Source organism: Bradyrhizobium sp. USDA 241, from assembly GCF_049739505.1.
Classification (GTDB): Bacteria; Pseudomonadota; Alphaproteobacteria; order Rhizobiales; family Xanthobacteraceae; genus Bradyrhizobium; species Bradyrhizobium liaoningense.
This window is the reverse complement of record NZ_JBMGPZ010000005.1, coordinates 2,975,964-2,996,604: the sequence shown is the minus strand read 5'-3', so window position 1 is coordinate 2,996,604 and position 20,641 is coordinate 2,975,964. Positions and strand designations below refer to the sequence as shown.

At 63.6% G+C, this 20,641-nt stretch carries 17 protein-coding genes and 2 pseudogenes; 8 read left to right on the top strand and 11 right to left on the bottom strand.

The annotated features are described in order from the left end of the window. Complete coding sequence (gene istB / locus ABIF91_RS36430; protein ID WP_038952109.1) at positions 1-768, top strand: IS21-like element IS1631 family helper ATPase IstB; 768 nt, start codon at positions 1-3, stop codon at positions 766-768. A 503-nt stretch (positions 769-1,271) separates the two neighbouring features. Here istB and ABIF91_RS36425 read toward each other — a convergent pair. From ABIF91_RS36425 to pncA, 6 genes are all read right to left on the bottom strand, one after another. Beyond that, positions 1,272-2,615, bottom strand: coding sequence for an IS1380 family transposase (locus tag ABIF91_RS36425; RefSeq protein ID WP_424578703.1), 1,344 nt, complete (start codon positions 2,613-2,615; stop codon positions 1,272-1,274). 555 nt (positions 2,616-3,170) lie between these two features. Further along, positions 3,171-4,352: a DUF1236 domain-containing protein gene (locus ABIF91_RS36420; RefSeq protein WP_028181736.1), complete on the bottom strand. Its 1,182-nt coding sequence runs from the start codon at positions 4,350-4,352 to the stop codon at positions 3,171-3,173. A gap of 105 nt (positions 4,353-4,457) precedes the next feature. Continuing rightward, positions 4,458-4,841 (bottom strand): GrlR family regulatory protein, encoded by a 384-nt coding sequence (locus tag ABIF91_RS36415; RefSeq protein WP_028181737.1) that lies wholly within the window; start codon positions 4,839-4,841, stop codon positions 4,458-4,460. A 36-nt stretch (positions 4,842-4,877) separates the two neighbouring features. Next, positions 4,878-6,911: an NAD(+) synthase gene (locus ABIF91_RS36410; protein WP_028181738.1), complete on the bottom strand. Its 2,034-nt coding sequence runs from the start codon at positions 6,909-6,911 to the stop codon at positions 4,878-4,880. A gap of 138 nt (positions 6,912-7,049) precedes the next feature. Then, complete coding sequence (locus ABIF91_RS36405; protein ID WP_028181739.1) at positions 7,050-8,165, bottom strand: alpha/beta fold hydrolase; 1,116 nt, start codon at positions 8,163-8,165, stop codon at positions 7,050-7,052. Between the two features lie 16 nt (positions 8,166-8,181). After that, positions 8,182-8,808: a bifunctional nicotinamidase/pyrazinamidase gene (pncA, locus tag ABIF91_RS36400; RefSeq protein ID WP_035718820.1), complete on the bottom strand. Its 627-nt coding sequence runs from the start codon at positions 8,806-8,808 to the stop codon at positions 8,182-8,184. A 267-nt stretch (positions 8,809-9,075) separates the two neighbouring features. Here pncA and glk point away from each other — a divergent pair, with 267 nt between their 5' ends. Further along, positions 9,076-10,047 carry a glucokinase gene (glk, locus tag ABIF91_RS36395; RefSeq protein ID WP_028181741.1) on the top strand — a complete coding sequence of 324 codons (972 nt, stop codon included), beginning with the start codon at positions 9,076-9,078 and terminating at the stop codon, positions 10,045-10,047. A 145-nt stretch (positions 10,048-10,192) separates the two neighbouring features. Further along, complete coding sequence (locus ABIF91_RS36390) at positions 10,193-10,399, top strand: hypothetical protein (protein ID WP_028181742.1); 207 nt, start codon at positions 10,193-10,195, stop codon at positions 10,397-10,399. A gap of 36 nt (positions 10,400-10,435) precedes the next feature. On the opposite strand, the gene ABIF91_RS36385 is transcribed toward ABIF91_RS36390, so the two are convergent. The 5 genes and pseudogenes from ABIF91_RS36385 to ABIF91_RS36365 form a co-directional block, all read right to left on the bottom strand. Next, positions 10,436-10,813 (bottom strand): response regulator, encoded by a 378-nt coding sequence (locus ABIF91_RS36385; RefSeq protein ID WP_028181743.1) that lies wholly within the window; start codon positions 10,811-10,813, stop codon positions 10,436-10,438. A gap of 196 nt (positions 10,814-11,009) precedes the next feature. Further along, positions 11,010-11,324, bottom strand: a pseudogene (locus tag ABIF91_RS36380) (transposase); the annotation flags it as partial. Positions 11,325-11,472: 148 nt separating this feature from the next. Then, positions 11,473-12,602, bottom strand: a protein-coding gene (locus tag ABIF91_RS36375; protein WP_086023025.1) for an IS3-like element ISRj2 family transposase whose coding sequence is annotated in 2 segments (ribosomal slippage) — positions 11,473-12,350 and positions 12,350-12,602 — 1,131 coding nt in all. Because the reading frame shifts where the segments join, the coding sequence is not laid out codon by codon here. An 88-nt stretch (positions 12,603-12,690) separates the two neighbouring features. Then, positions 12,691-13,347, bottom strand: a pseudogene (locus tag ABIF91_RS36370) (IS1380-like element ISBdi2 family transposase); the annotation flags it as partial. A 540-nt stretch (positions 13,348-13,887) separates the two neighbouring features. Beyond that, positions 13,888-14,673: a Spy/CpxP family protein refolding chaperone gene (locus ABIF91_RS36365; protein ID WP_028179731.1), complete on the bottom strand. Its 786-nt coding sequence runs from the start codon at positions 14,671-14,673 to the stop codon at positions 13,888-13,890. A 479-nt stretch (positions 14,674-15,152) separates the two neighbouring features. Here ABIF91_RS36365 and ABIF91_RS36360 point away from each other — a divergent pair, with 479 nt between their 5' ends. The 5 genes from ABIF91_RS36360 (at position 15,153) to ABIF91_RS36340 (ending at position 20,604) form a co-directional block, all read left to right on the top strand. Then, positions 15,153-16,493, top strand: a complete 1,341-nt coding sequence (locus ABIF91_RS36360) for an ABC transporter substrate-binding protein (RefSeq protein WP_028179732.1) — start codon at positions 15,153-15,155, stop codon at positions 16,491-16,493. A 128-nt stretch (positions 16,494-16,621) separates the two neighbouring features. Then, positions 16,622-17,560: a carbohydrate ABC transporter permease gene (locus tag ABIF91_RS36355; protein WP_028179733.1), complete on the top strand. Its 939-nt coding sequence runs from the start codon at positions 16,622-16,624 to the stop codon at positions 17,558-17,560. Further along, positions 17,560-18,471, top strand: coding sequence for a carbohydrate ABC transporter permease (locus tag ABIF91_RS36350; protein ID WP_028179734.1), 912 nt, complete (start codon positions 17,560-17,562; stop codon positions 18,469-18,471). The genes ABIF91_RS36355 and ABIF91_RS36350 overlap by 1 nt, the downstream gene beginning before the upstream one ends. A gap of 6 nt (positions 18,472-18,477) precedes the next feature. Beyond that, complete coding sequence (locus ABIF91_RS36345; RefSeq protein WP_028179735.1) at positions 18,478-19,578, top strand: ABC transporter ATP-binding protein; 1,101 nt, start codon at positions 18,478-18,480, stop codon at positions 19,576-19,578. 36 nt (positions 19,579-19,614) lie between these two features. Further along, positions 19,615-20,604 carry a hydroxyacid dehydrogenase gene (locus tag ABIF91_RS36340; RefSeq protein ID WP_028179736.1) on the top strand — a complete coding sequence of 330 codons (990 nt, stop codon included), beginning with the start codon at positions 19,615-19,617 and terminating at the stop codon, positions 20,602-20,604. Positions 20,605-20,641 lie beyond the last annotated feature (37 nt).

Below are 20,641 nucleotides of genomic sequence, written 5' to 3'. Positions count from 1 at the left end.
ATGATGACCATGCCGGAAATTGAGCGTTGCCTACGACAGCTGCGCCTGTCGGGTGTCCGCGACACGCTGCAGACGCGCGTGCTCCAGGCGCAGGGCGCCAACCAGCCCTTCCTCGAGACCTTCTCCCTTATCCTGCAGGATGAACTGGACCGTCGTCAGTCCCGTCTTATCGAGCGGCGATACCAGCAATCCGGGCTCGACGAAAAGCTGACGCTCGCCGAGTTCGACTGGTCCTTCAATCCCAAACTGCCACGTCAGACCTGCTTCCAGCTCCACACCCTGGCGTTCATTGCCGCTGGCGAGAACGCTCTGCTTGTTGGCAAACCTGGCACCGGGAAGTCGCACATCGCCAAGGCGATTGCCTATCAGGCGATCCTGCAAAGCCACAAGGTCCAGTATCTTGAGACCGACGACTTCTTCCACCGCTACGCCCTGAACTCTCCGGCACAACGCGAGGTCCGGCTGCGAACCATCATCGACTGCGATCTCCTCGTGCTGGACGATCTATTCCTCGCACGCGCCATCCCCGACGACGCCGGCACTTTGCTGCAGACCCTGATCCATCAGCGTTACAAACTGCGCCGCAGCGTCATCGTCACCTCCAATCGCGTCGTGCAGGATTGGGGGGCATACCTTGGGGACAACACTATGAGCACGACGATCCTCGATCGCCTTATGCATCATTGCCATCTGCTTGAGTTCGACGGACGCAGCTATCGGCTCAAAGAAGCCGCTGAAGCTCTTGCCCGGGAAACAAACTCAAACTAACAGTCCCTTGTCCTGCCTCGCGGGTGGAGGAATTTGACTGACCACACCCGGAGGAATTTGAAGTGACCCGCGGGGGACATCCTGCGCATTGCGAGCAACGATGTTGAGCAGCGGTGCTGCCGTCAATGCAGGCATCTGCAGATTCCCGCAGCAGCAAGTTCGATCGTGTCCGTAGTGATCCGGATTTGAATCCTATTCAGATCTCGCGTACATCGCGCGACATCGATCGGCGGCACTTCAAGAGGCATCACCTTCTGATCGCGCACCTCGGGGTTGGGGGACCACATGGGGCGGGGGATCTAAGGCTGGGGCAAGGTGACGAGGTCCGGACTCCTAGCCCGTCCTATTCGTGAGAGTGCGGCTTTTGGGCCCGATTGATGCGGCCGCACATCTTGTCTGACGAGGCGCACAGGATTGCCTTCGGCTTTTCGCCGCCTGACGACCGGTACTTTGCAACGCGCTTGAGGGATGGGTTGGGCGAACGGGGGCGGACGCCCCGCCGGTCAAGGACCGAGCGGCAGCAGCGCGCCGGGCAAGCCGCAGATCAGGTCGGCTTCGGGACATGCCGCGGCAAACGCAAGGCGAATGCGGCTCGTGGTCTCGACGACACGGGCGGCGATTTTCAAGAGCCGAAGACGCAGCGTCGCGAACTCGGCAGCGGCCAATTCCCGGACTTTGGGAATGGCGTCGCGCACGGTCAGCATCAGCCAATAAGCGGCCGTATGGAGCACGAGACGGACCTGGTTGGCGAGCGCCGAACGGCAGCTGGTGCGGTCGGAGGCGAGCTGCGTCTTATGCAGCTTGATCAGATTCTCGGCTTGGCCGCGCGCGCAATACAGGCTGTCGTAGATCCACTCGGCCGAGCCGACATCGAGGCTGGTGACGACGAAGCGGATGTCGAGGCCGAGCATCGTCGCCTCAATACGGGCGACAGTGCGCCGTTCGCGATCCCAGGACTTTGCCTTGTGGCGCGTCTCGGTATAGCCACGCAGAACCGGCAGGTTCTCGATGGCGCGTCGCGTGCGGATGTCGTCGGCGACCTCGTCGACTTTTCTGGCGAGAGGCTTGGTGCCGGACAGACCGAAGATGTAGTCGATGCCGTTGGTCTCGCACCACGCCATTGCCTCCGGCCGGGCATAGTGCCCGTCGCCACGGAACGTAATTTGCGTGTTGTGCCATCGCGTCCGGATATGCCGTACCAGGCGGCGCAGATGGGCACGCACCTCGACGCCGCCCGGCGTCTTGCCGGGCCGCAGCACGACGGCCACGGGCCGGCTCTTCTCCGTGTCGTAGACGTGGATCGGCAGGAAGCAGCGTTCGTCATAATGAGCGTTGAACAGCGAGAGCTGCTGATGGCCGTGGACGACGTCGCAGGTATCATCGATGTCGAGCGTGACGGATGCCGGCTCGCGCGGGTAGCTATCCATCCATGCGTCGACCAAAGTGTAGGTCAGCCGGATCACGTCGCGCAGGCGCGGAGCATTCTCCAGCCGCGACAGCGTCGGCTGGGAACACAAATCCCGGCCCGTGTCCGGTAGGCGACCGCAGGCCAGCTTGAATGCCGGATCGGACCTCAGATGATCGAGGTCGTCGGCGTCCTCGTAGCCGCAGCAGATCGCGAACATGCGAGCGCGGAACATATCGACCAGGCTGTGCACGACCCGCGTCGGATCGCGCCGATCCGGGAACACCCGGGCCAGATTGTTGGCCAAACCGAGACGCCGCTCGGCCATCGCCAGAAGCATCACGCCCCCGTTCGAGGTTAGGCGCCCACCATCGAAGGCAGCTGTGACTTTCTTGGCGTGAACGGCTGGAAACGAGAAGGGCGGAATCGTATCGTCGGTCATGGCGGGCGTGGCGTTCGCGGTTGGAGGTGATGGGGTTGGCTTCGCAACCGAATCCTACGCCGCATCAGCGCTTTACCCCTCAGGCGCACTCTTACGAATAAGACGGGTTAAGTTGAAGAAAGATTGAGTGACTCCCGATCATTTCTGTGCCGAAACGTGGAGTCGCGGTCGTGCCGCGTCCAAAGAAACCGGCGCGAGCGGCCTATTAGACGCGGTAGGTGCTCAGCCTCCGAAACGAGACTATCAAGCATGAAGAGATCGAGCGCGAGGCAGAGGTTTTATTTGTGTTGAATTCTTGCTTCTCGATAGTGGTCTGAAATCGTATCATCGGTCATGGCGGGCGTGGCGTTCGCGGTTGAAGGTGATGGGGTGGCTTCGCAACCGAATCCTACGCCGCATCAGCGCTTTACACCACGCTCGCCAGCCTCTCAGGCGCCCTCTCGCGAATAAGACGGGCTAGGCACTCTGGACCTCGAAACTTTCGACATCGAACGCAATCGCGCCGCCCGGCTGGTTTCTGCCGGGCGGCGCGTTGTCGTTTCAGCGTCGTCGCAGTCAGCGCGTCTGCGGCTCGATCGTCACCGTGCAGTCGCCCTGCCCTTGCGTTGCGACCACGATGTTGCCCGCGGGAGCGCCGAGCGCGATCGGCGCGGACGAGCCGCCGTCGGGCATCTGGACCGTCACGCTCAGGGAATCGGTGCGCGCAGTCGAGCCAACGGTCGAGGGTTCCGCTTGGGCGACATTGCCCGAGGCGTCACGCCGCATGATCTGGCAGTTCAAAGGGCTTCCGCCGGCCGCCGCCATGCTCGACGAGGAGCTGGCGCCCATTTGTGCACGCGCCCGCGACGGATCGCGGGGCACCTGGCTGACGATGCGATGCGTCCGGGGCTCGACAATGACCACCTCGTCGTCCGTTGCGAAATATTCGTAGTCCCGATATTCGGGCTCGATCGAGACGATCTCGGGCGGCAGCCGGTGGAGACGCACGCGCGGCGGAATCGTCTCGCCGATCCGGATCGAGATGTTCAGATTGCGCTCCGGCTGCGCCAGCCGCGCGCGGCTCATCGTTTCGGAGATCCGCACCTGCTTCTCGGTCGTCACCTGGGCCTGCTGATTGACCTGCGTGGTGGTCTGGGTGGCTTGATTGGCCTGATTGGTCTGTTGCGCTGGCTGCTGTTGCTCGGCGGCATTGCGCGGCGGCTGAGCTTGATTGCGCTCGTTCTGGTTGGCCGCGGCCCCGGTACGCTCGTTCTGCTGGCCAGTTGGGGCGGTCCTAGACTTCTCGGACTCGGCCGTTGATTTCTGCGGCGCTGACTTGTCTTGCTTCGTCTCCGCGCTGCTCTTGCCGCTGTCGCGACCCGGCTTCGCGCTCTCAGCCTCGCGGTTGCGATCGCGTGAAGGTTCGCGAGAGTCTCGTGCCTGATCCTTCGCCTTCGGTTGATCGCGCTCGGCAGAAGGGGCCGGCTGGCGCTTGTCGTCGGCGGCCTCGCGCTTCGCCGCGCCGCCTTTGTCGTCGCGTCCCGCTCCCTGCAGTCTCTCTTGAGCGCCCTGCGCGCGCTCTTGAACGCGCTCTTGAGCGCCTTGGGCCGCGCCACCGCGCTGCGGCGCGGCGCCTTTCGCCGGCTCCTCGGTTCGTTTCGGCTCGTCCCTTCGCTCACCGGGCGCCTGAGCGTAGGCGAATCCGGATGCGAGCATGAGTCCGATGGCCGCAGTCGATAGCATCAAGTGTTTACGCATGGTCCCTCTCCTCAAAATTCGCAACAACAGACGCGAACGTTCTGTCCTTGCGAAGGTTCCTGAGTGGGAACGTAGCGTTTCACCAGCGAGCCGATCAGTCCGCGTTCACATCGCATCCTTGAGCGTCAGCCGCGCCGTGAACGTCACGCTGGTCTTGCCGACCAGTGCCATGCCTTCGACCTCCGCACCGCCGGGAAAATAGTCGCCGGAGAAGCCGCAGGTGACCTCCCTGCCGCCGAATGCAAGCGTCCTGCCGACCGCCTCGGTGTGCTGGTTGACGGTCATGTCGCCACGCCACTTGCCGTTCCGGAAAGTGTAGCTGCCGGTGTAGTAAAAGTAGCTGTCGCCGCCCATGATGCGGCCCTCGCAGAGCACGACCACGCCTCTCGCCCGCCCGCGCTTGCCATCACGCATTTCGATGTCGAAGATGTAGAGGCCGTTGGTGACCTTGGCCTCCTCGCTCGTTTGCGCCCCATCTCCGGCCGACATCGATCGTCTCCCAACAATGCCGATCGGCCGCACCGATCAGTTCGGCACGTTCCGTTCGAGATCCTCGAGCCAAGCGGCCGCACTCGAATCCGACGGCGCACGCCAGTCGCCGCGCGGCGACAGCGAGCCGCCGGCCGAGACCTTCGGCCCGTTCGGCATGGCCGAGCGCTTGAACTGGCTGAAGGCGAAGAAGCGGCGCAGGAACACTTCCAGCCAGCGCCGGATCTCCGGCAGGTCATAGGCCCTGCGCCGATCATTCGGGAATGCTGGCGGCCACTCGCCCTTGGCGACGTCCTTCCACGCCTGGAAAGCCATGAAGGCGATCTTGGACGGCCGCATGCCGAAGCGCAGCGTGTAGAACAGGTTGAAATCCTGCAGCTCGTAAGGCCCGACGGACGCTTCCGTGCTCTGCGGCTTCTCGCCGGGCTGCACCGGCACCAGCTCGGGCGAGATTTCAGCGACCAGGATCGAGCCAAGTGTCCGGTTGACGTCGTCGCTGAACTGCCTGGATGAGATCACCCAGCGGATCAGGTGCTGGATCAGCGTCTTCGGCACGCCCGCATTGACGTTGTAGTGCGCCATCTGGTCGCCGACACCATAGGTGCACCAGCCCAGCGCGAGCTCGGAGAGATCGCCGGTTCCGATGACGATGCCGCCGTGATGGTTGGCGAGCCGGAACAGATAGTCCGTCCGAAGGCCCGCCTGCACGTTCTCGAAGGTGACGTCGTAAACCTTCTCGCCCTCGCCGAAGGGATGGCCGATGTCCTTCAGCATCTGGGTTGCGGTGGTGCGGATGTCGAGCTCCTGCCAGCTCGTCCGCAACGCCTGCATCAGCGCCAGCGCATGGGTCTTGCTCTCGCTGCCGGTGGCAAAGCCCGGCATGGTGTAGGCCAGGATGTTTTCGCGCGGCAGGCCGAGCAGATCGATCGCCTTGGCGGCCACGATCAGTGCATGGGTGGAATCGAGCCCGCCGGATACGCCGATCACGACGCGCTTGGTACCAGTCGCGCGCATGCGCTGCACCAGCCCGGCGACCTGGATGTTGTAGGCCTCGTAGCAATCCTGCTCGAGCAGGCTCTCGTCGCTCGGCACGAACGGAAAGCGCTCGACCTTGCGCAGGAAGCCGATGTCGGCGGCTGGCGGCTTCAGCGCGAATGTCACCTTGCGGTAAAAGGCCTCGCGCTGCCGCCGGTTGTCGTCGAACGTTCCCATCAGGGCGCGTTCCTGCCTGAGCAGGTCGAGATCGACGTCGGCCAGCGTGATCTGGCCGCCCTGGCGGAATCGCTCGCCCTCGGTCAGCAGCACGCCGTTCTCGAAGATCGAGGTCTGGCCGTCCCAGGCGAGATCCGTGGTCGATTCCCCTGCCCCGGCGGCCGCATAGACGTAAGCCGCGAGGCAGCGCGCCGACGTCGATTGGCACAGCAGCGCGCGCGAGCGCGCCCGGCCGATCGTGATCGGGCTGCCGGAAAGATTGATCAGAACACTCGCACCCGCGAGCGCGAGCTCCGAAGCCGGCGTCACCGGGATCCACATGTCCTCGCAGATCTCGACGCCGATGGTGAGGCCCGGAACGTCCTCGGCGGCGAACAGGAGATCCACGCCGAACGGGGCCTGCAGGCCGCCGAAGGCGATCGTCTCGCCGGCGATGCCGGCGCCGGAGGCGAAATGCCGTCCCTCGTAGAACTCGCGGTAGGTCGGCAGGTAGGATTTCGGCACCACGCCGAGGACGTTGCCGTGATGGATGACGACAGCGCAGTTATAGATGCGATGACCAAAGCGCAGCGGCGCCCCGACGATCAGGACCGTCATCAGCCCCGCGGAGGCCTCAACGATCGCGGCGAGCCCACGCTCGACGGCATCGAGCAGCGGATCCTGCTTGACCAGATCCTCGATTGCATAGCCGGACAGGCTCAGCTCGGGAAAAACCGCGACTGCCGCCGACTGCTCGTGGCAGGCCTCTGCCGCTGCCAGGACGGCCTTGGCGTTGGCCGTGGGATCGGCGACATGGGACGTGGTGACACAGGCCGCCACGCGCGCAAATCCGTGAGCGTAGATCGAGTGGAAAGTCATCGAGCGCAGTACCCTTAAATCTATCCGCTGCCGAAGCCGTCAGCTCCGGATCATATGTAGCCCATCGACCGGGTCCCGTGCGAGCCATCCGCCGGCATGCATAACGGACTTGCAGCGCCCCGCCCGGCGCCGGCGAGCTCAGGCGCTGCGGGCCAGCACGCCGGGCAGATCGTCGCGCAGCCACCCGGCGATCCGGCGCCAGACATGCGCGTGGGTGCGCGCGCCCATGAACAGTCCGAGATGATTGCTCGGCTCGGAAGCCGCCGCAATGAAGGCGGGCGGTGTGCCGACAAGCCCGGCGGTGGCGAGCGCTTGCGTCGCGGGCACCACATCGTCGTCGAGCCCGGCGAGCAGGAAGATCGGCGCCACGACGTCCTTCAGATGAATCGGGCGGCCGAGCGCGACGAAACTGCCCTCGGCAATCCGGTTCTCCCGGAAAATCCTGTTGACGATCTCGAGATAGTAAGTGCCCGGCAGATTGAGCGTCTCGGCGTTCCAGCGGTCGAAGCGCGCGAGTAGCGCGGCGCCCTGCTCGTCCGAGAGATCCCGCTGCAATGCCGCGACGATATCGTCGCGGCTCGGCGCCTTGGACCAGAAACGCAACATCTCCTCACCGCTGACATTGCCGCCGCCGCGCGAGACGAGCTGGTCGTAGACCTGCTCGGGCGCGTTGCGGGCGAGGCGGGAGAGCGAGGAATCAATCGACAAATCCACGGGAGCACCGACCATCACGAGCCGCCGCACCTTGGCTGGAAAGCGCGCCGCGTAGAGCAGCGACAGCCATCCGCCCTGGCAAAGGCCGACGAGATCGACCGGCGCACCGATCTCGTCGATGGCGACGTTGAGATCGGCGAGATAGCTGTCGATCGAGAGATAGCGCATGCTCGGGGTGGCCGACCGCCAGTCGGTGACATAGACCCTGTCGACACCGCCCTCTTGCAGCGACTGCACCACGCTATGGCCTGGCGCGAAATCGGCGATCAGGGCCCGATGCAGCGCATAGGGGGCGCAGACCAGCGCCGGCTGGCCGGACCGGATCCGCGAGCAATCGCGCAGCTGCATCGTTGCGAGCTCCAAGGCAACGCTGTTGGGCGTCGTCCATGGCAGGCTGCTCTCACCCTGCTTCGCGGGCCCCCGCTCCAGCCACCAGAAGCAGGCATCCATGGCTAGCTGCGCCGCCGCAAACGGCCACAGCCGTGGATCGTCAGGGGCATGCCCTGGTCCGCGTGGCTGTTTGGCGCTCCTCTCCACCATGGCTACCTCAATATCCTCACAGGAACGCCTCGAGGCTGACGACAGCGATACCGAGGTCCCTGAAACTTTGATGGGTCGCGGCCACCGAGCCGTCGAGATCGATGCCACGGCAGGCATCCTCGATGACGGCCACCTCCAACCCCGCCTTTCGCGCATCCTCCGCCGAGAAGCGGACGCAGAAGTCCAGCGCCAGACCGGCGACGAAGACGGTCTTCAGTTCGCGCTCGCGCAAATAACCGAGCAGTCCGGTCGGCGTCCGATGATCGTTCTCGAACAGCGCCGAATAGGAATCGATGCCACGGCGAAAGCCCTTGCGCACCACGAGGCCTGCCGGCGTCACGTCGAGATCGCGATGAAATTCAGCGCCCGCCGTGCCTTGCACGCAATGCGCCGGCCATAGCACCTGCGTGCCATAGTCGAGCTCGATGGTCTGGAACGGCTGCTTGCCCGCATGGTTCGACGCGAACGAGACGTGGTCACTCGGATGCCAGTCCTGGGTCAGCACCACATTGGTGAATTTTTGGGCGATCCGATTGATGGCAGGGACGACCTTCTCGCCACTGGGAACAGCGAGCGCTCCGCCGGTACAGAAGTCGTTCTGTACGTCGATCACCAGCAACACGTCGCGGTCGGAAATCTTCATTGCAAGGCCCCACTCGATCCGCCCGGCGTCAGGCGCCGGACGCTCCTTCCCAATGTCGATCTTCCGGCGCAGCTTAGCAACCACCGACCGCGTGCGGCGATACCGCGCTGACGGCCGGGATTTGCCTAGAATGCAACGGTTTGACCTTGTCCGTGTTGACTAGGAACAACCAAGCGAGGATTCTCAGACCGTCCGCGGTTTGCGGATCGGATCAGGAACGGAGGCGAAGGTTCCCGAGGGCCGCAAGGCCGCGGAAGCCGCAAGGCTATGGGCATCGGCAAGACAGGAACCATTCTTCTCGCCGATATCGGCGGCACCAATGCGCGCTTCGCGCTGAGCCGGAACGATCAGACCGGACCGATCGACTACGTGAAGGTCGCTGACTTCCCGACCGTACGGGAAGCCATCGCGGATGTCCTGGCGCGCCGGTCAGGCGGCGAGCAGCCCCAAAGAGCGGTGCTGGCCGTGGCCGGTCCCGTCACCAACAACCGCTGCGTCATGACCAACAGCCCCTGGGTCATCGACGGCAACGAGCTGCAGCCCGCGCTCGGCTTCGACAGCGTGCACGTGCTGAACGACTTCGAGGTGGTGGCCTGGTCCCTGCCCGCATTGCAGCCTGCCGATCTGGTCCCGCTCGGCGGAGGCGACGGCCTGCCCGGAGAGCCGTTGCTGGTCGTCGGGCCCGGAACTGGCTTCGGTGTCTCCTGTCTGATCGAACGCCATGGTTCGCGACTGGCCGTCGTCACTGAGGCCGGACATGCGACCCTGCCGCCGGAGAACGAGCGCGAGGAACGCGTGATCGCCTGCTTGCGCCGGCGCCTCGGCCATGTCTCCATCGAACGTGGCGCCCTCTCGGGCTCCGGACTGCAGAACCTCTATGAAGCCTTGGGCGAGATCGATGGCGTCCAGATGCCGCACCGCGATGCCGCCGCCATCACCAAGGCTGCGCTTGAGGGCAGCTGTCCCGTCAGCCGCGCGACGCTGGAGATGTTTTGCGCCATCCTTGGCTCGGTTGCCGGCAATCTCGCGGTGACCTTCGGCGCGCGCGGCGGGGTCTATATCGCCGGCGGAATCGTGCCGCGCTTTCGCGAGTTCCTCGCGGCCTCCGCGTTCCGGGCGCGCTTTGAAGCCAAGGGACGTTTCCAGGACTATCTGCGCGACATCCCGACCAGGCTGGTGATCAAGCCCGATGCGAGCTTCGTCGGCCTGAAGATGTTTGCCGACCATACTGCGGATTGACGGACGATCTCGCTCCGCTGCCGGCGTGTTTCAGTAATTCACAGATGATTCAGCACGCGCCCGGTTCCAGGCAGGAACGTGCTTGCGTGCATGTTTCAGATGCGAAACAATCTCCCCGTGTGTGGCGTAGTTGCGGGGGCGTGACATGCGTAAGCAGGATCTGGGTTTCGACTATCACCGCTATCACCGTCTGCTGAGCGAAGCGGACAGCGAAGACAAGCGGCTGGCCCTGATCGAACTCCTGATCGAGGAAAAGGCGCGCGACCGGCTGGCTGCTCAGCGCGCGTCGGATCGCGCAGCCATGACGGCCCACACCATTGCCAGGGTGCTGAGGAACGGCCGCAACTGCTGAATCACCCTGGCAGCCGTGCGCGTCGGGCGTGATCGGTCAGCCCTGAGTTTTGGTTGACGGCCCGGGAAACATCGAATCGATCATCGCCTTGAGCTGATCCATTGCGATCGGCTTGCGCAGGATCGGCCTGCGCCGGAGCAAGGACGGCAGCAGTTCCGGACCGTAGCCTGTGGCGAACAGAAACGGCTTTCCGCGACGCTCGATCAGGTCGGCGACGGGATCGACGTAGACGCCCATGAGATTGATGTCGAGGATGGCCATGTCGTATTGCGCGGTCATGGCAAAGGCGCTGGCGTCGCGCACATTGTCCGCTTCCGCGACGACGTGGTGGCCGAGTTCCGCCACCATGTCGGCCATCATCATCCGGATCAACGCCTCGTCTTCGACCAGGAAAACGGAGAGTCCGTCCGCCATATCAACCCCGCAGTCAGCTTACGAAGCTAACCCGTCCTATTCGTGAGAGTGCGGCTTTTGGGCCCGATTGATGCGGCCGCACATCTTGTCTGACGAGGCGCACAGGATTGCCTTCGGCTTTTCGCCGCCTGACGACCGGTACTTTGCAACGCGCTTGAGGGATGGGTTGGGCGAACGGGGGCGGACGCCCCGCCGGTCAAGGACCGAGCGGCAGCAGCGCGCCGGGCAAGCCGCAGATCAGGTCGGCTTCGGGACATGCCGCGGCAAACGCAAGGCGAATGCGGCTCGTGGTCTCGACGACACGGGCGGCGATTTTCAAGAGCCGAAGACGCAGCGTCGCGAACTCGGCAGCGGCCAATTCCCGGGCTTTGGGAATGGCGTCGCGCACGGTCAGCATCAGCCAATAAGCGGCCGTATGGAGCACGAGACGGACCTGGTTGGCGAGCGCCGAACGGCAGCTGGTGCGATCGGAGGCGAGCTGCGTCTTATGCAGCTTGATCAGATTCTCGGCTTAGAGCTGGCCCCGGTTGTTTGGACAGCGCCCCGCTGGATTTAAGTGGATTCCTGCCGGGTTATGCTGAACGCGGGGCTTTACGGTTTTGTCGTTGCGTCGGGAGGGCGTAGCCCGACCAGAGCGACGACAAAACCGTCGGCGACGGTCATGCGGCCATCACCATAGCTTGCGTGCCGAAGTAAGCCTCGTCGGGCGTGCGCCCGTCAAGGCTCGAGTGAGGGCGTCCCTGATTGTAGAAGGCCAGATACTTGGCAATTGACGCTCGCGCCTCGGACACGCTGTCGTAGGCGCGGAGATATACTTCTTCGTATTTGACCGTGCGCCAGAGCCGCTCGACAAACACGTTGTCGCGCCAGGCGCCCTTGCCGTCCATGCTGATGGCGATCTTCGCGTCCAGCAGCACATCGGTGAACTCGAGGCTGGTGAACTGGCTGCCCTGATCCGTGTTGAAAATCTCGGGCCTGCCGTGCTTCGCCAACGCCTCCTGGACCGCTTCGACGCAGAAGGCCGCCTCCATTGTGATCGAGACGCGATGGGCCAGGACCCGTCGGCTGAACACATCGACGACCGCCGCGAGATAGACGAAGCCACGCCGCATCGGAATGTAGGTGATGTCCATTGCCCACGCATGGTCGGGCCGCTCGATCTTCAATCCGCGCAACAGGTACGGGTAGATCTTGTGACCCGGAGCCGGCTTGCTCGTGTTCGGGCGACGATAGACCGCCTCGATCCCCATGCGCTTCATCAGCGTCGCGATGTGGCGGCGACCGGCGTATACGCCCTCCCGCCGCAGCAACGATCGCAGCATACGCGCTCCCGCGAAGGGATAATCGAGATGCAGCTCATCGAGCCGACGCATCAAGGCAAGGTCCTCGGCCGAAACTGGCCGAGGTTCATAGTAGACCGTGCTGCGAGCCAGCTTCAGGACCTTCGCCTGGCGCACGATAGAAAGATCATGACCGCGGTCGATCATCGCTTTGCGCTCAGCAGGCCCGCCTTGGTGAGCGCGCCGGACAAAAAATCGTTTTCCAACGCCAGCTCGCCGATCTTGGCATGTAACGCCTTCAAATCGACCGGCGTCTCGGCCGATGTCTTGTCATGCCCAAACACGCCGGCGGCGCCTTCCAGGAGCTGGTTTTTCCAGATCGTGATCTGGTTCGGATGAACATCAAACAGTTGCGCCAGCTCCGCCAGTGTCTTGTCGCCTTTGACCGCAGCCAAAGCAACCTTCGCCTTGAATGCCGGAGAATGCGTCCGGCGGCTCTTCTTCGTCATCTTCGCTCCTGATTCGCAGCAAGAATCCTCGCCGCTGTCAGGCAGAAAATCCACTCAAGCTACTGTCCGAATTTGCGGGGCCAGCTCTATGCCGTACCAGGCGGCGCAGATGGGCACGCACCTCGACGCCGCCCGGCGTCTTGCCGGGCCGCAGCACGACGGCCACGGGCCGGCTCTTCTCCGTGTCGTAGACGTGGATCGGCAGGAAGCAGCGTTCGTCATAATGAGCGTTGAACAGCGAGAGCTGCTGATGGCCGTGGACGACGTCGCAGGTATCATCGATGTCGAGCGTGACGGATGCCGGCTCGCGCGGGTAGCTATCCATCCATGCGTCGACCAAAGTGTAGGTCAGCCGGATCACGTCGCGCAGGCGCGGAGCATTCTCCAGCCGCGACAGCGTCGGCTGGGAACACAAATCCCGGCCCGTGTCCGGTAGGCGACCGCAGGCCAGTTTGAATGCCGGATCGGACCTCAGATGATCGAGGTCGTCGGCGTCCTCGTAGCCGCAGCAGATCGCGAACATGCGAGCGCGGAACATATCGACCAGGCTGTGCACGACCCGCGTCGGATCGCGCCGATCCGGGAACACCCGGGCCAGATTGTTGGCCAAACCGAGACGCCGCTCGGCCATCGCCAGAAGCATCACGCCCCCGTTCGAGGTTAGGCGCCCACCATCGAAGGCAGCTGTGACTTTCTTGGCGTGAACGGCTGGAAACGAGAAGGGCGGAATCGTATCGTCGGTCATGGCGGGCGTGGCGTTCGCGGTTGGAGGTGATGGGGTTGGCTTCGCAACCGAATCCTACGCCGCATCAGCGCTTTACCCCTCAGGCGCACTCTTACGAATAAGACGGGTTAAGTTGAAGAAAGATTGAGTGACTCCCGATCATTTCTGTGCCGAAACGTGGAGTCGCGGTCGTGCCGCGTCCAAAGAAACCGGCGCGAGCGGCCTATTAGACGCGGTAGGTGCTCAGCCTCCGAAACGAGACTATCAAGCATGAAGAGATCGAGCGCGAGGCAGAGGTTTTATTTGTGTTGAATTCTTGCTTCTCGATAGTGGTCTGAAATCGTATCATCGGTCATGGCGGGCGTGGCGTTCGCGGTTGAAGGTGATGGGGTGGCTTCGCAACCGAATCCTACGCCGCATCAGCGCTTTACACCACGCTCGCCAGCCTCTCAGGCGCCCTCTCGCGAATAAGACGGGCTAACCATAACCGAATTGCGGGGAGGATTCACGAATTCGTGGCAGGGCCGTTAATTCAGCCCCGCCCGGACCGATTCAACTTGATCAGTCCAGTCCACGCTCGTGACTGAGGCGCACCATCTCCTGAATGAAAACCTGCCTCTGCTTGTCGTCGAGGCTCGAATAAAGCGGCTCGGCGGCGTCGGCAACGTTGCGCTGGTCGGCGGCGCGATCAATCAGGAACTGGGCCTCGTTGCGCATCTGCTCGATGATGTCGTCGGGCGGATCCCGCTTGGCGCGCGCAACCCTCAGGTTGAGCCGCTCTGCACCATTATGCCCGAGGTAGTGCATCGCGCTCGAGAAGCCGTACCAGTGCTTCTCCTGTTCCGGCGTGAGGTTCAGCTGGGTCTTGATCCGCTCGATGTAGGAATCGCTGTTGGCGACGATCTGTTCGGCGGTCAGCTGCGGCGTGCCGGGCTGGGTGAGAACCGTGACGTCCTTGTTGCCCTTGTCCTGCGGCGCGTTCTTCGCCTCTTTGGTCGCCTTGGCGCCCTTGCCCGGCTTGGCGCTCTTGGCATCCTTGTCCTTGGCTGCGCCTTGCTGCTTGGCGTCCTTGCTGGACTCCCTGGCCGCCGGCGGAGGATTGCCGCTGTTGTTGTTGCCGACACCGAGCACGCCCGTGAAGACGCCAACCACGCCGCCGATTGCGCCGCCGAGCACGCCACCGACCGGACCTGCCGCCTTGTTCCCGGCCGCAGCGCCTTCCTGAACCCCTTTGACCAATCCCTGAGCATTCGCCCAAGTCGCTGCGCCGAGCAACAGCGCGAGCATGGACCCCAGCGCGAGCCATCGTCGCAGGTAAGGCCGCGCTGGCGGCGCTGCATTGATCATTCTCGTCTCCATCGTCGATCCAATTGGTCTTGGCGGGCGGAAGCAAACCACCAGCTGAACTCTATCGTTTCCAGCGCTTTGCGGTCCAGACACGGCCGAGTGCTGTCCACGCCGGAAAAGTCTGTCGCGCGAAGCGGTTATGCAGGCTCATTCGAAACTGCGGCGTAATTGCGCAACGGACCGTTCCGGGTCGGTCTGTGCGCAGTGTGCGTCGCAAAATGTGCGTTCGCGGTCCACATTCGACGCATGGTTCTGAGATGCAGCGACGCGCGTCCTGGACACAACGTTAGTTTTAGACGAGGAGCCGCTCGGCTTTCTCGACAGACGCCATCAATCATGATCTGATCGCGCTACCAATTTGCCCCGGGCGGCGTGAATTTTCGCGTCGGCCGCCGGCATCAATAAGAAAATTCGAAAACAAGAAACTCAAAAGTCTCTCAGAGGAAACTCCAACAACAACACCCAGGCGAGGAAACGAGATGTCACGCAAGACACTGACGCGACGTCAATTTGTGGCTGCCACTGCAATGTCCTCCGCGGCGCTGATCGCAGCGCCCTACGTCCGGGGCGCTTACGCCGCCGGCAAGCTCTCGATCGGCTTCTGGGACCATTGGGTTCCGGGCGCCAACAAGGCCTCTACCGATCTGGTCAACGAATGGGCCGCGAAGGAGAAGGTTGAAGTCTCCATCGACTACATCACCAGCAACAACAAGAAGCTCGAACTGACGGTCGCCGCCGAAGCGCAGGCGAAATCCGGCCACGATATTTTGCAGATGCCGACCTGGTGGCCGCATGCCTATGCGGACAACCTCGAGCCGGTCAATGACGTGATGGAGCCGATCATCAAGCAGAACGGCGAGGTCAACGACACGGTCAAATATCTGGGCCAGGCCGGCGGCAAATGGCTGGCTATCCCGGCAACCGTCGGCAGCCAGATCAAGGGCCCATGCTCACGGATCGACCTGATGAAGAAGCATGCCGGCATCGACGTGCAGGAGATGTACCCGGTCGGCGCACCGCCAAAGGTGGACAATTGGACGATGGAGACCTTCCTGAAGGCCGCCGAAGCCTGCCACAAGGCCGGCTTTGCGTTCGGCATCGGTCTCGGCGAGACCACCGACAGCGTCGATACCGCCGGCGCCATCTTCAGCTCTTTCGGTGCGGACCTCGTCAATGCCAAGGGCGACGTCACGGTGAAGACCGATGCGGTTCGTCAGGCGCTCGAGTTCTACAAGAAGCTGATTGCCGTCCTGCCGCCTGACGCGGCGTCGTGGGACGATGCGTCCAACAACAAATGGCTGATCTCGGGCCGCGGGGCGATGATCCTGAACCCGCCGAGTTCCTGGGCGGTCGCCAAGCGCGACGCGCCGCAAGTGGCCGAGCAATGCTGGACCCACGGCTTCCCGTCCGGACCGAAAGGGCGCTTCGCACCCTTCCTGCCATACTTCTGGGGCGTCTGGAGCTTCGGCAAGAACAAGGAGGCCGCCAAGAGCCTGCTCGTTCATCTGTCGCAGCCGTCATCGATCGAAAAATTCGTCGCGGCGAGCGGCGGCTACGATCTTCCGGCATTCGCCAACATGACGAAGCTCAAGACATGGGCCGAGGAAGGGCCACCGAAGGGCACGCTCTTTCACTATCCCGATCCCTACAAGCACCAGACGATGTCGATCGCGGCCGCTCCGGCACCGCCGAAGATCGCACAGCAGATCTACTCGCAGGCGACGTTGACCAAATTGGCGCTGCGTTATGCGCGGGGCGAGACCATGGAGCAGGCGCTCGCCTGGGCCGAAGGCGAGTGCGAAGGCTTCATGCGGAGCTGATGCCTGTGCGTCACGGCGGCTCACGTGCCTGGGTGTGAGCCGCCGATGATTCCGCCCGTCCCCTTGTCGGGGGAAGCCGACCGATGCGGCCGGCTTCCCCGTTGAATCTTCCGTAAGAAAGTTTGACCATGGCCGATGTCGTCGTTGAGCAGGGTCGCTCCGTCCGCGCCGCGAGCCCGCGCAAACGCACCAGCTTACATAACGCGCTCAGGCGGAAGTCGACGGTGGCGTTCTTCCTGACGCTTCCGCTGATTCTCCTGATCGCGCTGCTGGTGCTCTATCCAGCCTTCTACTCCGCGCATCTCGCGATGCTGAACAAGTCGATGCAGAAGTTCGTCGGCTTGAGCAACTTCACGTTCCTCTTCAAGCGCGACACGTTCTGGATGGTCGTGAGGCAGTCCTGCATCTTCGCCATCACCGCGGTGTTCTTCAAGGCGTTGCTGGGCTTCATCGTCGCTCATTTCGTCCACAACCTGCCGGCCAAGGGCCAGCGCAAATGGCGCGGCATGCTGCTGGTGCCGTGGGTGATCCCGCCCGCCATGAGCACGCTGGCCTGGCTGTGGCTGTTCGACCCCTCCTACAGCGCCTTCAACTACACGCTGTCCGTCTTCGGCATCGGCCCGATCCCGTGGCTCGGCGATACCTTCTGGGCGCGCTTCTCGGTCATCCTCGTCAACGTCTGGTACGGCGCACCGTTCTTCATGATCATGTACCTGGCGGCGCTGAAATCGGTGCCGGACCAGCTCTACGAGGCGGCGGCCATCGACGGCGCCAATTGGTGGCAGCGGATCTGGTACGTGACGTTGCCGATGATGCGCAACATCATCGCCATCACGACGCTGTTCTCGTTGATCGTGACCTTCGCCAGTTTCGACATCGTGCGCATCCTGACCTCGGGCGGCCCGCTGGACTCCACGCACATATTCGCGACGTGGGCGTTCCAGGTCGGCATTCAAAGCAGCGACATTCCGCTGGGCGCCTGCGTCTCGCTGTTCATGGTGCCGATCCTCGCAGTCGCGGCAATCTTCATTCTGCGCGACGTCAACAAACGTGGGAACGAAGCCTGATGAGCACGCTTGCAATCGACAAGGGCGGCCCCACGCGCAAGGTCAAATACCGGAGCATGAGCCGGGATCGCACCTGGGCGCTGCGCTGGTCCTACTTCTTCCTGGTGCTGTTCGCGATATTCTCGCTCACTCCGCCGATCTACATGCTGATCACCTCGCTCAAGAGCAGCGCGGAGATTTCGGCGGCGACCAATCCCTGGTGGGTGTTTCATCCCACCCTGTCCAACTACGTCGAGCTTCTGACCTCGAACCAGTTTCTGCGCTTCTTCTGGAATTCCGCCATCGTCTCCATCGTGGTCGTGATGGTCACCATGCTGATCAGCATCCCCGCGGCGTTCGCGCTGGCGCGGATGAAATTCTGGGGCTCGACGACGCTCGCGACCGGCGTGTTCCTCACCTACCTCATTCCGGACAGCCTGCTCTTCATTCCGCTGTTCAAGATGCTCGCGGTGGTCCAGGACCTGACCGGCATCACGCTGCTCAACCGATGGTACGTGCTGCTGTTCATCTATCCGACGCTGACCGTGCCGTTCTGCACCTGGATCATGATCGGCTATTTCGCCTCCATTCCGAAGGAGCTGGACGAGGCCGCCCTCATCGACGGCGCCTCCTGGCTGCAGACCCTGACGCGGATATTCATCCCGGTCGCCCTGCCCGGGCTGATCGCGGCGACCATCTTCGCCTTCACCGTGTCCTGGGCGCAGTTCCTCTATCCCCTGGTGTTCACGACGTCGGTCGATCAGCTCGTGCTGCCGGTCGGCATCACCACCACGCTGATCAAGGGCGACGTCTTCAACTGGGGGCAGATCATGACCGGCGCGCTGCTGGGCGCCGCGCCGCCGCTGATCATCTACGCCTTCCTGATGGACTATTACATTGCCGGCCTGACCGCCGGCGCGACAAAGGGTTGATGGCTCATGGCTGAAGTTGCTTTGCGGAAGGTAGTCAAGCGTTACGACGACGTCGAGGCCGTGCGCGGCATCGATCTCGACATCGCCGACCACGAGTTCATCGTGCTGGTCGGCCCCTCCGGCTGCGGCAAGTCGACGACGCTGCGCATGATCGCAGGCCTCGAGGACATCAGCGACGGCGACATCATGATCGGCGGCGACGTCGTCAACGACGTGCCGCCAAAGGACCGCGACATCGCGATGGTGTTCCAGAATTACGCGCTCTATCCGCACATGACGGTCGCCGAGAACATGTCGTTCGGGCTGCGCCTGAAGCACTACCCCAAGGCCGAGATCAAGGCACGGGTGACGGAGGCCGCCCGCCTCCTCGACATCACCGACCTGATCGACCGCAAGCCGAAGCAGCTCTCCGGCGGTCAGCGCCAGCGCGTCGCGATGGGCCGGGCCATCGTACGTAACCCGAAGGTCTTCCTGTTCGACGAGCCGCTGTCCAATCTCGACGCCAAGCTCCGCGTGCAGATGCGGATCGAGATCAAGAAAGTGCACCAGAAGGTGCGCACCACCACGGTCTACGTCACTCACGACCAGGTCGAGGCGATGACGCTGGCCGATCGCGTGGTGGTGATGAACAAGGGCCGGATCGAGCAGATCGGCACGCCGAACGAGCTCTACCACAAGCCGGCGACGCGCTTCGTCGCGGGCTTCATCGGCTCGCCGGCGATGAACTTCATTCCGTGCCGGCTCGAGGATGTCGGCGGCAGGCTCCAGATCCGCCTCACCGACCGCATCGCCTTCCCGCTGCCGCCGGCCCGCGCCGCGCGCTACAACGCGCTGCCGCGCACCGACAAGCTGCTGCTGGGCCTCCGGCCCGAGCATCTCACCGAGTCGCATGCGCATCTGGAGCCCGGCGTCGAGACCTTCGACACCGTGCTCGACGTCACCGAGCCGATGGGAATGGAGACGCTGGTCTATTTCGGGCTCGAAGGCACGCCGGTCTGCGGCCGCGTCAATCCCAATGCCGGCGCCAAGGACGGGGCACCCATGCGCCTGGCGATGGACCTCAACAACATGCACCTGCTAAATGAAGAAACCGGCGTCGTGTTGTGACGCCGGCTTAAGAAACGCGAGGCAGGCAGGGGAGCGATGGCGACCAACAAGAAGAAGATATTCGTTACACAAACTTTGTCGCAAGGGGCACGCGCCCTCCTCACCCAGCGGGACGATATCGAGCTCGTCGAGTTTGCGAACCTGATCTCGGCGAAGGACTTCGAGGCCTTGTTGAAGAGCCATGCTCCCGTCCACGGCGTGGCGCTCGGCGCCACCGCCTTCGGCGAGATCGAGCTCGAAGCCGCCGGGGACATGAAGGTGGTGACCCGGATCGGCGTCGGCTACGACGCCGTCGACGTGCCCGCCCTCTCCCGCCGCAAGGTGCCGCTGATGGTGGCCGGCAGCGCGAACTCGCCCTCGGTCGCGGAAGCGGCGCTGTTCATGATGCTGACGCTGGCCAAGCGCGCGCAGGAGATGCACGCCTGTGTCAGGGACGGCAAATGGGCCGACCGGCTCGGCATGCTGCCGTTCGACCTCTACGGCAAGACCGTGCTGATCGTCGGCTTCGGCCGCATCGGCAGCCGCACCGCCAAGCGCTGCCTGGCGATGGAAATGAAGGTGCAGGTCTACGATCCCTTCAAGGAAGCCGCCGAGATCAAGGCGGCAGGATGCGAGCCGGTGCCTGACCTCGACGCCGCGCTGCCAATCGCCGATTTCGTCACCATCCACTGCCCGAAGACGCCGGCAACCGTCGGCCTGTTCGACGCGGCACGGATCGGCCGGATGAAGCCGAAATCCTACCTCGTCAACACCGCGCGCGGCGGCATCGTGAAGGAGGCTGCGCTGTACGACGCCCTGGTCTCCGGCAAGCTCGCCGGCGCCGGCATCGACGTCTTCGAGGTGGAGCCGCCGCCGGTCAGCAACGCGCTGTTCGCGCTGCCCAACGTCATCGTCGCCCCGCATGTCGCCGGCGTGACGGTCGAGGCCGTCCAGCGCATGAGCGAGCAGACCGCGCGCAACATCCTGAGTGTGCTCGACGGCGATCCGATCCGGCAGAACGTGATCAACCAGGACGTGCTGGGCTGAGGCGAACTCCGGGCGGGCGACGGATGCGCCCGCCTTC

Bases quoted from the DNA above. Each gene is read 5' to 3' on its own strand.
- ABIF91_RS36350 (WP_028179734.1), top strand. From the start codon at position 17,560: ATGAGCACGCTTGCAATCGACAAGGGCGGCCCCACGCGCAAGGTCAAA.
- pncA (WP_035718820.1), bottom strand. From the start codon at position 8,808: ATGAAGATTTCCGACCGCGACGTGTTGCTGGTGATCGACGTACAGAAC.
- ABIF91_RS36385 (WP_028181743.1), bottom strand. From the start codon at position 10,813: ATGGCGGACGGACTCTCCGTTTTCCTGGTCGAAGACGAGGCGTTGATC.
- ABIF91_RS36410 (WP_028181738.1), bottom strand. From the start codon at position 6,911: ATGACTTTCCACTCGATCTACGCTCACGGATTTGCGCGCGTGGCGGCC.
- ABIF91_RS36425 (WP_424578703.1), bottom strand. From the start codon at position 2,615: ATGACCGACGATACGATTCCGCCCTTCTCGTTTCCAGCCGTTCACGCC.
- glk (WP_028181741.1), top strand. From the start codon at position 9,076: ATGGGCATCGGCAAGACAGGAACCATTCTTCTCGCCGATATCGGCGGC.
- ABIF91_RS36390 (WP_028181742.1), top strand. From the start codon at position 10,193: ATGCGTAAGCAGGATCTGGGTTTCGACTATCACCGCTATCACCGTCTG.
- ABIF91_RS36355 (WP_028179733.1), top strand. From the start codon at position 16,622: ATGGCCGATGTCGTCGTTGAGCAGGGTCGCTCCGTCCGCGCCGCGAGC.
- ABIF91_RS36340 (WP_028179736.1), top strand. From the start codon at position 19,615: ATGGCGACCAACAAGAAGAAGATATTCGTTACACAAACTTTGTCGCAA.
- ABIF91_RS36345 (WP_028179735.1), top strand. From the start codon at position 18,478: ATGGCTGAAGTTGCTTTGCGGAAGGTAGTCAAGCGTTACGACGACGTC.
- istB (WP_038952109.1), top strand. From the start codon at position 1: ATGATGACCATGCCGGAAATTGAGCGTTGCCTACGACAGCTGCGCCTG.
- ABIF91_RS36365 (WP_028179731.1), bottom strand. From the start codon at position 14,673: ATGATCAATGCAGCGCCGCCAGCGCGGCCTTACCTGCGACGATGGCTC.
- ABIF91_RS36415 (WP_028181737.1), bottom strand. From the start codon at position 4,841: ATGTCGGCCGGAGATGGGGCGCAAACGAGCGAGGAGGCCAAGGTCACC.
- ABIF91_RS36360 (WP_028179732.1), top strand. From the start codon at position 15,153: ATGTCACGCAAGACACTGACGCGACGTCAATTTGTGGCTGCCACTGCA.
- ABIF91_RS36420 (WP_028181736.1), bottom strand. From the start codon at position 4,352: ATGCGTAAACACTTGATGCTATCGACTGCGGCCATCGGACTCATGCTC.
- ABIF91_RS36405 (WP_028181739.1), bottom strand. From the start codon at position 8,165: ATGGTGGAGAGGAGCGCCAAACAGCCACGCGGACCAGGGCATGCCCCT.